General features: G+C 66.3%; 10 protein-coding genes. 4 read left to right on the forward strand and 6 right to left on the reverse strand.

What is annotated here, in order from left to right:
• A complete protein-coding gene (locus tag PHA8399_RS18815) occupies nucleotides 1–1311 on the reverse strand; it encodes a UDP-glucose dehydrogenase family protein (protein WP_058287642.1) in 1311 nt (436 codons plus the stop codon).
• Nucleotides 1312–1643: 332 nt separating this feature from the next.
• On the opposite strand from PHA8399_RS18815, the gene PHA8399_RS18820 reads away from it, so the two are divergent.
• Nucleotides 1644–2723, forward strand: a complete 1080-nt coding sequence (locus tag PHA8399_RS18820; RefSeq protein ID WP_244270260.1) for a glycosyltransferase — start codon at nucleotides 1644–1646, stop codon at nucleotides 2721–2723.
• Nucleotides 2724–2747: 24 nt separating this feature from the next.
• Here PHA8399_RS18820 and PHA8399_RS18825 read toward each other — a convergent pair whose 3' ends face one another.
• A complete protein-coding gene (locus tag PHA8399_RS18825) occupies nucleotides 2748–3593 on the reverse strand; it encodes an ABC transporter permease (protein ID WP_058287643.1) in 846 nt (281 codons plus the stop codon).
• A gap of 91 nt (nucleotides 3594–3684) precedes the next feature.
• Here PHA8399_RS18825 and PHA8399_RS18830 point away from each other — a divergent pair, with 91 nt between their 5' ends.
• From PHA8399_RS18830 to PHA8399_RS18840, 3 genes are all read left to right on the forward strand, one after another.
• Complete coding sequence (locus PHA8399_RS18830) at nucleotides 3685–5112, forward strand: KpsE/RkpR family capsule polysaccharide export protein (RefSeq protein ID WP_082649578.1); 1428 nt, start codon at nucleotides 3685–3687, stop codon at nucleotides 5110–5112.
• A 10-nt stretch (nucleotides 5113–5122) separates the two neighbouring features.
• On the forward strand, nucleotides 5123–5776 hold the full coding sequence (locus PHA8399_RS18835) for an ABC transporter ATP-binding protein (protein WP_058287644.1): 654 nt from the start codon (nucleotides 5123–5125) through the stop codon (nucleotides 5774–5776).
• A gap of 123 nt (nucleotides 5777–5899) precedes the next feature.
• The gene (locus PHA8399_RS18840; RefSeq protein ID WP_058287645.1) at nucleotides 5900–7729 is read left to right on the forward strand and encodes a glycosyltransferase; all 1830 of its coding nucleotides are present in this window, start codon (nucleotides 5900–5902) and stop codon (nucleotides 7727–7729) included.
• A 72-nt stretch (nucleotides 7730–7801) separates the two neighbouring features.
• On the opposite strand, the gene PHA8399_RS18845 is transcribed toward PHA8399_RS18840, so the two are convergent.
• The 4 genes from PHA8399_RS18845 to PHA8399_RS18860 form a co-directional block, all read right to left on the reverse strand.
• Nucleotides 7802–8797, reverse strand: a complete 996-nt coding sequence (locus PHA8399_RS18845) for a hypothetical protein (RefSeq protein ID WP_058287646.1) — start codon at nucleotides 8795–8797, stop codon at nucleotides 7802–7804.
• Nucleotides 8798–8894: 97 nt separating this feature from the next.
• Nucleotides 8895–10043 (reverse strand): hypothetical protein, encoded by a 1149-nt coding sequence (locus PHA8399_RS18850; protein WP_058287647.1) that lies wholly within the window; start codon nucleotides 10041–10043, stop codon nucleotides 8895–8897.
• A 13-nt stretch (nucleotides 10044–10056) separates the two neighbouring features.
• Nucleotides 10057–10743 carry a sulfotransferase gene (locus tag PHA8399_RS18855; protein ID WP_058287648.1) on the reverse strand — a complete coding sequence of 229 codons (687 nt, stop codon included), beginning with the start codon at nucleotides 10741–10743 and terminating at the stop codon, nucleotides 10057–10059.
• Entirely contained in the window at nucleotides 10736–11668 is a 933-nt protein-coding gene (locus PHA8399_RS18860) for a sulfotransferase family protein (protein ID WP_058287649.1), read from the reverse strand. Before PHA8399_RS18860 ends, PHA8399_RS18855 begins: the two co-directional genes overlap by 8 nt.
• Between the last annotated feature and the right edge of the window lie 176 nt (nucleotides 11669–11844).

An 11844-nucleotide genomic window follows, 5' to 3' on the forward strand; every position in this document is an offset into this window, starting at 1 on the left:
TCAGGCGCCCCGCCCCACCGCCACATAGGTCCGGAAGCCGGCCCGTTTGGCGGTTTTGGGCGAGTAGATGTTGCGCAGGTCCGCCATCCGCGGCACCTCCATCCCGCGCGCCAGTTTCTTCAGGTCCAGGGCGCGGAACTCGTTCCATTCCGTCAGCAGCACCACCAGGTCGGCGTTCTGCGCCGCCTCGTAAGGGTCCTCCATCCAGGCGACCCCGGGCAACAGCGCCTCGCCCTCGGCCTGCCCCTGCGGGTCCACCACCCGCACCCGGGCGCCGCCGCCGACCAGCGCCGGCACGATGGTCAGGCTGGGTGCTTCGCGCATGTCATCGGTGTTGGGCTTGAAGGTGACGCCCAGCACCGCGACGGTCTTGCCGTTGAACGATCCCTCGCAGGCATCGCGCAGCTTCTCCACCATCCGGTGCTTCACCTCGTCATTCACGCGCATCACGGTCTCGGTGATGCGCAAGGGGAAGGCATGGTCCTGGCCGATCCGCGCCAGCGCCGCGGTGTCCTTGGGGAAGCACGACCCGCCGTAGCCGGGGCCTGCGTGCAGGAACTTGTTGCCGATCCGCCCGTCAAAGCCGATGCCGCGGGCGACCTCCTTGACGTCCGCGCCGACCCGCTCGCACAGACCCGCGATTTCATTGATGAAGGTGATCTTGGCGGCCAGAAACGCATTGGCCGCGTATTTGATCAGCTCGGCCGATTCCAGGTCGGTGGTCAGGATCGGGAAGTCGCGCAGGTAAAGCGGGCGGTAGATCTCCGCCATCACCTCCGCCGCGCGCTCGTTCTGCACGCCGACCACCACCCGGTCGGGTTTCATGAAATCCTCGATCGCGGCGCCTTCGCGCAGGAATTCCGGGTTGGAGGCGACGTCGAAGTCTGCCTGCGGATTGGCCCTGGCGATCACCTGCTGCACCTGCCGGTTGGTGCCCACCGGCACGGTGGATTTGGTCACCACCACCGCGTAGTCCGTCAGCGCTGCGGCGATCTCCTCCGCCGCGGCCATCACATAGGTGAGGTCGGCATGGCCGTCGCCGCGCCGGGTCGGGGTGCCGACGGCGATGAACACCGCCTCCGCCCCGTCCACCGCCGCCGCCAGATCACCGGTAAAGCTGAGGCGGCCCGCCTTCACGTTCTTTTCCATCAGCTGATCGAGGCCCGGCTCGTAGATCGGCACCTCCCCCGCCTGCAGCCGGGCGATCTTGCGCGCGTCCTTGTCGACGCAGACCACGTCATGGCCGAAATCCGAAAAACAGACGCCGGACACCAGACCGACATAGCCGGTGCCAATCATCGCAATGCGCATGGAATACCCTTTTCTCAATCCCCGGTGCGGCGGCTTGGCTGCCGCCATTGTCTTGAGACTAGAAGGATATACGCCGCCGGACAGGGCGGGAACCGGTTTTTTGCGCCCGCCCGGCCCGGGGCGCAGCTGCGGGAGAAGATAGGTCCGCTTCGGACCAAATGTTTCGCGCGCGAAACATTTGGTCCGAAGCGGACCTAAATAGCGCGGCGCGGCCCGCCCGGCCAGGCGCCGCCGCACCGGGCGCAAAGGGTTTGACAGCGCCGGCGATTTATGTGCTTTCGGGGCCGCAGCAGACGACAGGGCCAGGCCCGCAAGCAGACAGGAGCACCCCGGTGAGCACAGCAGAGGCGCGCAGCACAGACATTCCGGCAGCGGCCCCGGCCAGGGCAGCGGCCGGGCGGCTGGTGGCGGTGGTGGTGACCCACAACCGGCTGGACAAGCTGAAGGCGACGCTGGCGCGGCTGCTGGAGAGCCCGGAGACGGAGCTGGCGGCGGTGGTGGTGGCCGACAATGCCTCCTCGGACGGAACCGGCGCATGGCTGGCGGCGCAGGACGACCCCAGGCTGGACATTTGCAGCAGCGCCACCAACCGCGGCGGCGCCGGCGGCTTCGAGATGGGGATGCGCCGGGCGATGGAGCATCACGCCCCCGATTGGCTGGCGGTGATGGATGACGACGGGCGGCCCGCCCCCGGCGGGCTGGCGGCGTTTCACGCGCTGGCGATGCACCGCCAGCCGGCAGCTGCGGCAGAGGGGGGCGGCTGGGACGCGGTGGCGGCGGCGGTCTATTTCCCGGACGGCCGCATCTGCGAGATGAACCGCCCCTCGCGCAACCCGTTCTGGCACGGGCGCGAGTTCCTGCGCACCCTGTTCGGCGGCGGCCGCTCCGGCTTTCACGTGCAGCCCTCGGATTACGAGGGGGCGGGGATGCAGATCGACGTCACCTCTTTTGTGGGCTTCTTCATCTCGGCAGATGCGGTGCGGCGGATCGGCTATCCGGATCCGGAGCTGTTCATCTATGGCGATGACGGGCTTTACACGCTGGGGCTGACCAAATCGGGCGGCCGGATCGGCTTTGAGCCTTCGGTGCGCTTCGAGCATGACCTGTCGACCTTCCAGGCCGGGGGCGCGGATGCGCAAAAGGCGGAGGCGGCGCAGCGCGGCCGCTTCGTGCCGCTGTGGAAGGCCTATTACTACCACCGCAACCTGCTGCTTCTGTACCGGATGGCGGCGGGCTGGCTGTTCTGGCCGGTGCTTCTGGTGATCGTGCCGAAGTGGCTGATGAAGCTGCGCCACCACCGCGGCGGCCGCCGCGCCTTTGCCCGGCTGATGGGCCATGCCCTGCGCGACGGGCTGCTGCGGCGCACCAGAGTGCCCCATGCCAGGGTGCTGGAGCTGGCAGGCGACGGCTGAGCCGGCGGCGGTCCCGCGCCGCGCTCAGCGGTTCAGGATCACCCGGTGGTAGCGGCCCATCAGCAGCAGCCCCAGCGCCAGCAGGGCCAGGCTGGTGAGCAGCACGTAGGTCACGCTGGCATAGGCGGCGGTATAAGTGGGGTAGAAGCCGGTGCGCATCAGCCCGGTGATATGCATCAGCGGGTTGTACCACAGGATCTCCTGCGCCAGCGGCGGCAGGTCCTCATAGAGAAAGAGGACGCCGGAGGCGAGGAACAGCGGCCGGGTGATCACCGACCAGGCCACCTCCCACAAGGGATAAAGCCCCATCAGCACGCAGTTCAGCGTGCCCACCCCAAGGCCCAGCACCATCGCCAGCGCCATCGCCAGCACCGCCGGCGGCAGGTCCAGCACCGTGCGGCTGTCGATCACCATCAGCGTGCCGGAGAGCAGCAGCAGCGCCATCAGGCTGCCGGTCAGGCTGTTGAGGGCAAACCGCGCCAGAATCGCGTCCACCCAGGTCACCGCCGGGAACTGCAGCAGCGGCTTGGAGAAGTTCAGCGCCCGGGCGGTGGTATTGGCAATTGTGTTGTAGAGGTCGAACGCCAGATAGCCGGTGGCGTAAAACAACAGGAAGCTGGTGCCCAGCGACGGGCTGCGGATCACCAGCGAGAAGCCGAGGCTGAGGAACAGAATGGCCGCCAGCGGCTCAAGAATGGCCCAGAGATAGCCGCCGGGGGTGCGGCCGTAGCGGGTCGACATCTCGCGCAGCACCAGCGCCGCGATTGTGCGCAGGCTGGCAAAGCGGCGCGCGCGGGCGGCGGCGGGCGGCAGGGCGGGCATCTGGGCGGGAGGCAGGGCAGGGGCCGCTGCGGGCGGGGTGCTGGTCATGAATACCCATTGTGAATATGCGCTGTGCAGGCGATAATATGAAAGAAAGACGAGGCAATTACAAACGGCTGCAGGCCGGGATAAGCAGATTATGACACAGGATCGCCCGGCGGCGCGCCGGAAGGCTGCCGCCCACTTCCGCACCGGCCGCAAAAGCTCTGACACATCCGGCCCGGCAGAGGCGGAGGGCAGCGGCCCGGACCGGCCCGCCGCGCCCGGCCGGGAGGCCGCCAATGTGAAACAGCTGCCCGGCGCGCCGGACCATCAGGACGGTCCGGGCGGCAAGGACGCAGGCAAGAAGCTCCGGAAACTGCGCCGCAAGGTGCAGAAGGCCGAGGCGGCCCAAGCGGCGCTGGAGGCGCAGATGGCCGGGACCCCGGCCTATCCGGTGGCCCGGCCCGCGCATCTGAAGGGGCGCCATCGCGGGCTGATCGCCAGTTTCGCAGCCCTGGTGCTGCTGCCGCTGGCGGCGGCGGTGTTTTATCTGTTTGCGGTGGCCGAGGATCAGTTTGCCTCCACCACCGGCTTCACCGTGCGCAGCCAGGAAAGCTCCAGCGCCAACGACCTCTTGGGCGGGCTGGCCAGTTTCGCCGGCAATTCCACCGCCTCGGACAGCGACATCCTCTATGAGTTCATCCAGAGCAAGGAGATGGCCGCGGCGGTCAGCAAGCGGGTGGACCTGCGCGCCCATTACAGCCAGCACTGGCCCGGCGACTGGGCATTCTCGATCTGGCCCGATGCCACCCTGGAGGAACTAGTCTGGTTCTGGCAGCGCATCGCCCGCATCTCCTATGACAGCGGCTCGGGGCTGACCGAGGTGCAGGTCACCGCCTTTGATCCGCAGACCGCCCAGGCCATTGCCCAGGCCATCATCGAGGAAAGCCAGATCCGCATCAATGCGCTCAACGATCAGGCCCGCGCCGATGCGATGCGCTATGCCGAAACCGATCTGGAAGAGGCGGTGGAGCGGCTGAAAGCCGCCCGCGAGGAGCTGACCCGGTTCCGCACCCGCACCCGCATCGTCGACCCGGAGGCCGATATCCAGGGCCGCATGGGGGTGATGAACAACCTGCAGCAGCAGCTGGCCGAGGCCTTGATCGAATACGACCTGCTGGCCGGCACGGTGGCGCCGGGCGACGTGCGGCTGAAGCAGGCGCAGCAGCAGATCGGCGTGATCCGCGAGCGCATCAACATCGAGCGCCAGACCTTTGCCTCCAGCAACACCGACACCGGCGGCGTCGGCGAGGATTACCCGACGCTGATCTCGGAGTTCGAGCGGCTGACGGTGGACCGGGAGTTTGCCGAGGAAACCTACCGCGCGGCGCTGACGGCGCTGGAGGCGGCGCGCGACGATGCCGCCCGCCAGAGCCGCTACCTGGCCACCTATATCAATCCGGCCCTGGCCGAGGAGGCGGAATACCCGCGCCGCTTCGTGCTCAGCGCGCTGGCCGGGCTGTTCCTGCTGCTCACCTGGTCGATCCTGGTGCTGATCTATTACTCGATCCGCGACCGCAGCTGAGGAGCGGGCCATGATCCGGTTCGAGAACCTGACCAAGAGCTTCCGGCTCAAGGGCGAGCGCAAGGTGGTGATCGACAACCTGACCCTGACGCTGCCCGCGGGCAAGTCGCTGGCGCTTCTGGGCCGCAACGGCGCCGGCAAGTCGACGCTGTTGCAGATCATCGCGGGCACCATGCGCCCCGACTGCGGCCGGGTGGTCAGCGATGGCACCATCTCCTGGCCGGTGGGGCTGGGCGGCTCCTTCCACCGCGAGCTGACCGGGGCGGAGAACGTCCGCTTCATCGCCCGGATCTATGGCGTCGATACCGATGACCTGGTGAATTTCGTCGAGGAGTTTGCCGAGCTGGGCAAATTCTACCACATGCCGGTGCGCAGCTATTCCTCCGGCATGAAGTCGCGGCTGACCTTCGGCGCTTCGATGGGGATCCGTTTCGACACCTATCTGGTCGACGAGGTGACCGCGGTGGGCGACCGCGCCTTCCGCCGCAAGAGCCGCGCGGTCTTTGCCGACCGGATGAAGCATTCCAGCGCCATTATGGTCAACCACTCGATGAACCAGGTGCGCCAGTTCTGCAATGCGGGCCTGGTGCTGGAACACGGCAGGATCCGCTATTTCGAGGACCTCGATGAGGCGATCGAGGTGCATGAGGCGATGCTGGACTAGCGCTCAGGCGGCGCGGGCGCGGGAATCTGAAGCGGGGCGGCAAAGAGGAATTTATTTCCGCTGCCAGCTCCAGTATGCAGCCCCCAGTGATGATTGCAGGTGCCGGGCAAAGGAGTTTTACCGATGACAAAGGATGTGGGGGCTGCGGGCAGCGCAACGGCGCTGCAGAGTCTGATGTGGCCGGAATTCGGCATCTGCACCGAACGCGACCTCTATCTGCGGGCGCAGGGGCCGGTGGCGGTGTCGCCGGAGCAGCGCGAGCTGCGCTTTGCGGCGGGCGGCCATGTGTCCTTCGGCAGCTGGTTCAATCTGTTCAACCTGGAAAAATGGCAGCGCGAATGCGGGCTGCAGAGCCTGCAGCTGCAGCTTGAGGGCGAGGGCGCTTTTGAGGTGTCGGTGGTTCTGGCGCCGCGCGGCCGGTCCTGGGACCGGGTGGTGAGCCGCTATGCGGAATTCCCCGCGGACGGGCGGCTGGAGATCAGCCTGGACCAGATCCTGCAGCCGGGCGTCATGCCCGGGGTGCTGTTCTTCGAGCTGCGCGCGCTGGGGGCAGGGCGGCTGACCGGGGCCAGCTGGCAGACGCTGGACGCGCCGCGGCGGGCGCCGCAGCTGGCGCTGGCGGTGACCACCTTCAAGCGCGAGGCGGCGGTGGCGCGCACGGTGGAGCGGTTCTGCGCCTTCCGCGAAAGCTCCTGGATGAAGCCGCATGTGCAGATGATCGTCACCGACAACGGCCAGTCGGTGGAGCTGGCGCCGCAGGAAGGCGTCACCCTGGTGCCGAACGAGAACCTGGGCGGGGCAGGCGGCTTTACCCGCGGCCTGCTGGAGGCCCGCGCCCGCGGTGCCACGCACTGCCTGTTCATGGATGATGACGCCTCGATCCACATGGAGAGCCTGGAGCGCACCTGGATGATGCTGGCCTATGCCAGGGATCCCAGGACCGCAGTGGCCGGCGCGATGATCAGCGAGCAGCACCGCTGGGCGATCTGGGAGAACGGCGCCCGTTTCTTCACCCGCTGCCAGCCGCTGCACATGGGCACCGATCTGCGCGACGTGACCCGGATGCTGGCAATGGAGCATGAAGCGGCGCAGCCGGTGCCGGAGGATTTCTACGGCGGCTGGTGGTATTTCGCCTTCCCGGTGGCGCAGGCAGAGCACCTGGCCTTCCCGTTCTTCGTGCGCGGCGACGATGTCAGCTTCTCGCTGGCCAATGATTTCAACATCCTCACCCTCAACGGCGTGGTCTCCTTTCAGGAAAGCTTCACCGAGAAGGAAAGCCCGCAGACCTGGTACCTGGACCTGCGCAGCCACATGGCGCATCACCTGAGCCTGCCGCAGCTGGAGGTGGGCGCGCGCGGCGTGCTGAAGATCGCCGCCTGGTTCTTCCTGCGCAACCTGCCGCGGATGCATTACGACACCCTGGCCGCGATCAACCTGGCGGTCGAGGATGTGATGAAGGGGCCGGAGTTCTTTGACGAGCACGCCGATATGGCCGGGCGCCGGGCTGATATCAAGGCGCTGACCAGCACCGAGGCCTGGCAGGATCTGCACCCGCGCCAGGCGCTGCCGCCGGTGCGTGAGCAGCCCCCCGCGGCCTGGAAGCGGCATCTGATGAAGCTCAGCCTCAACGGGCTGCTGATCCCGGGCTATGCCCGTTTGGGCCGCAAGATCACCCTGGAGGCGCAGCACCGCAGCCACATCGGCTATGCCTGGGGCGCGGCAGAGATCACCTGCCTGAATGCGGAGCGCACGAAATTCTATACCGTGCGCCATTCCAAGGCCGCCGCCTGGCGCGAGCTGAAGCGGTTTGCCAAAAACGCCCGCGCCTTTTTGAAAGATTACGACCGGCTGTCCGCCGCCTACCGCAGCCGCTACGGGCAGCTGACCAGCGAAGCCTACTGGCAGGACAAGCTGGGGTTTGCCGCATCGCAGGAGCGCCAGGCGGCGGAGTAATTCCGGGAACGGCGGGGCTGATGCAAAGGCCCCTGCGCCTGGCTTGGCGTCAGGCGCAGGGGCTTTGAGCGCTTACTGTTTCTTTTCTGCCGCCTGGTGGGCAATCACCGCCTGCAGCAGCGGCGTGACCAGATCGCGCATCAGAGCATAGCTGTCGGCGGGCAGCTCCATCCGGGCCAGCGGAGCATCGGCAGCCGGCAGGGGATCAAAGAACAGTTCCTCCCGGTTGAAATAGCGCCGCGCGACGGCACGGTTGCCGGCGGCATAGTCTGCCATCACTGCCGCGCGCTGCTCCGGCGGCATCAGCCGTTCGGACTGTTTCTTGCCGCCGCCAGGCCTGGCCCTGTCGATCCGGGCACAGGCCGTGGTCAGCATGCCGCGGTAGTCGGGGCCGGCTTCATCCAGCGGCAGGCAGCGCATGAACTCGGACATCGCGGGCGAATAGCTTTCGTTGATATGGCTTGGGGCGCTGAAGCCGCTGCGGTCGGTCAGGCCGATGCTGTCGCAGAAGGCTTCGATCGGGCCGTCCTTCATCTGGTCCCGCTCATGCACATTCACGATGATGTTCTCCTGCCCGAACAGGGTTTCCAGGTGGTGCAGATACCGGTCGTAGTGGATCCAGTGGAAATCCTCGCGCATCGCCATGAACTCATCGAAGGTGCAATGGCTCAGTTTGCGGTTCCATTGCCATTTGATGTTCTGGAAGAACCAGCTCTCCAGCCAGCTGTCCTGGCGGCGCAGGGTGAAGACCACCTTGACGTCGAACCATTCCCGGAACGCGGCCAGCACGCCCAGATCGCGGCGCATGCAGATATCCTCGTCGCTGAGGATCACCGTGTGGATCCGCTGCGGCCGCTTGTCCGCCCGCTCTGTGATGTTCTGGGCGACCTCGGCCGGGGTGCGCCCGCCGCTGAAAAGGTTGTTCACCAGCTTCAGGTGACGGCGCACCTTGAACGGGTAGAAGAAGCCTTTTTCCTGAAGCTTTTCGAAATTGGAGTGCAGATAGTCCTGGAGGGCAGAGGTCGCTGTCCGGTGGGCGCCAATGTGAAGGATGAGTGTGCGTTTCAACCTGGGTACCTGTGATGTTCTGCGGCCGGTCGGCCTGTGTTTATTCTGCGTGGTGCTTAACGGGTTTCGCCGCCAAGTGCCAAAAGATATTCCTGCTTTATGCAGCCTGCGGCCGTGCCAGGATGGCGGTGATTTCGTCCAGGCTTTCCCAGACCGCCTTGGCGTTCCTTCGCTGGGCCGGGGTATGGTCCTCGATGTCCGTGGCATCGCGCTGTGACACGGAGACCTGGTATTCCCGGCGCCAGGCTTTGGGCATTTTCCCGATCAAAGCCGCTATCCGGGCCGCGGCCTTGTCCAGGCGGGCCCTTTTGGGGGGCGAAAAATGAGCTTCGGGGGAGAAGTCCTGCCCGGTCCGGGACGCAGTGCCGTGGCTGCGCAGCAGCTCCTCTTCCAGAACGGGCTTGCCGAAGAACTGGCTGTCCAGAGCCTGGGCATCGGCCCGGAAGGCCGTCAGAAGATGGCTGGCGCTGACGTGGTCGAGCACCGGTTTTTCGCCGCTGCGCCCGGCGGCGGCGGACAGTTTGCGCTGCAGCGCGCCGCCAACGGCCAGCCTGTGGTGGTCTGCCAGCTCCTGGCCGCGCAGGACCTGCTGGACAAGGCGCAGGCCTGACAGCTCCGCCACGGAGAGCGCTTCGTTGACGGTGTCCAGAGGCAGCAGCTCGAAATCGCCGGTGCCCAGGGCATGATAGAGAAAATCGGACACCGCATCGCCGTCGCGCAGCTCGCTGCGCACGAAGGGGCGCAGGATCATGCCGCTGCCGAAGACCTGGCGCCAGGCCGGGAAGCGCTTGGCGTAATACAGGGTGGGCACGCTGCTGATGAAGCGGCAGAATTCCGGCAGCGAGCCGTCGAAGGTGCCGGTCTTCAGCCGCTGGCCATAGGCGGAGACGGCGCGCGAGGCATGCGGCCGCACGTAGGAGATCGTGCGCACGGGCAGGCCGGGAAAATACTCTGTCAGCACCGCCCGCAGCCGGTGCGGGTCGCGCCGGGACAGGAATTCGGTGGAGATCACGCCGGTGCCGCCGCCGCGGGAGGCGAACCAGTCGCGCAGCCCGCCGAACTGCGCCTGCACAAAGGCGGGGCCGGCGTCTGCCTTCAGCGCATTGGCCAGGGGCGCGTTGTTGAGGTGCCTTTGCGGCACCAGCCGCGATGTGCTGCAGCGCCAGGCCCCGGCGTTCAGCACCGACTGGATCGAGCTGGTGCCGGTTTTAGGGTCTCCTGTGTGGATGAGCAGATCCTGTATCATTGGCGGCTCCGCATCAGGTGCCGAAGCGGGCGAAATCAAAGCTGCTCCAGCGGTCCTCTTCCTGCTGCGCCCAGCTTTTGTCGCTGGTCTTGTGGGCGTGGCCCCAATGGACCGGGTCAAGCTGAAAGTGCGGAGCGAAGAAATCCGTGATTTTGCTGATGGGGTCAGCAGCGATGTCGAAGTCCACCAGGCGGCCGGGCTTGTCTGCGAAATAGGTGCGGACATTGGCGTGATGGCTATCGAAATCCTGCGCCCAGCGGGCAATCACCTGCTCTTCGCTCTCGTTGTAGAGCGCCATGTTCTTGGACAGGTAGAGCCCGTTCGTATGGCGGGCGCGGCTGCGCAGCCACTTGGCCTTGTCCCGGGTGTTGAGGATGAACTTCGCCTGCGGGTAGGCCTCGGCAATGGCCCGGAACTGCTTGAAGTTCTCGTAATGGCGCTTGGGGCGGATCAGCTCCAGATCGAAGAAGCCGGAGAAATGCTCAAGCCCTTCGAAAGCGGGCCTTCCGGCTTTCAGGTTGCGGTGGATCCTGGCCTGGTAGAGCGGTTTTTCCTGCCGTCCCTTGCCCTTGGACCAGTTGCAGTGCAGCGAGTTGACGCCGCTGCGGTTGAACAGCCGGGTCAGGGACAGGGTGGCGCATTTGTTGAAGCCGATCTGGACGGCGATGGGGCGCTCTTGCAGCGCGGCGGCGTCAGTCATTGGAAGCGGTTCCGGTATCGTTGGAGAGGGAGTAGCCGAAATATTCCCAGGCCCGGACCAGATTGCGCGTCCGGTAGGTCTCCGGGAAATCGGCGGTGTATTTGGCGTTGGAGTTCTTCACTTCGCTGAAGCGCTCTGCCAGCGGCAGCGGGGCGGGGCGCTTTTCGAGGCCGCAGAAGGCCGCAATCCGCTCTGCCGTGCCGGCCGGGTCCGCGCAGAAATCCTCGTAGCGGGCCAGGATGCAATCTTCGCCAAGATCCTGAAACGCCTTCATGTAGGCGGTATTCCAATGCGCCATGAGCTGCGGCACCGGCAGCTTGTGCCACTTGCGGGTGGACAGAGAGACGGCCCGCGGGTCTCTGGTCCAGACGATGAAGCGGGCCTCCGGGAACAGGCTGCGGAAATAGGGGATCCGGATGATGTTGGGCGGCGATTTCTCCAGCAGCACCGGGGACTCCCCGCTGACCCAGCTGTCCCATTGGGCAAGCAGCCGGCTGGCAGCCTTGCGGGCGCGCTCCGGTTTTTTCACCGGAGCAAACTGCATCTGCGGGTAGAAGGCAAAGGCGCCAGGCCCGCCGAACGGGCGCTCTGCCATGTAGACATCCTGCAGGAACTGGCCTTCGTTCTCCGGCACCTTGGCCGATTGAAAGAAGCTGACGCTGTAATGGGCGCAAAGATAGTCATGCAGCAGCGTCGTGCCGCTGCGGTGCAGGCCGCAAATAAACACCGGGCGCTTGATCCGCACGTCTTCGGCGGGCTGGGTCCGGACCCGGCGCCGTTTCACTTGGAGGTCGGATTTCCCCAGAGTTTCCAGCGCCTTGCGCGCCTGGCTGAAGTGCCCTTCCTGCAGCAGGCCGTGGATCTCCTGAGCAGTCTTCCGGGCTTCTGCCGCAGCCGCCTGAGGTGAGTATGCCGGCTTTTTCATCGTTCCCTCTCGTTCCCTCGCTGCCGGTCGGGCCGCGGCGCGCAGATGGGCTTCTCATAACGGGTTGCAGGCGGCGGCTCCAGCAGAATGTGGCGGGGTGCGGCGGCGGCCTATAGCGCCGCGGCAACACCCGGCCGGCCGGGGATATTGCTCTTGATGCGCTGGGGAGGGGCGGG

This window comes from Leisingera aquaemixtae, from assembly GCF_001458395.1.
Classification (GTDB): Bacteria; Pseudomonadota; Alphaproteobacteria; order Rhodobacterales; family Rhodobacteraceae; genus Leisingera; species Leisingera aquaemixtae.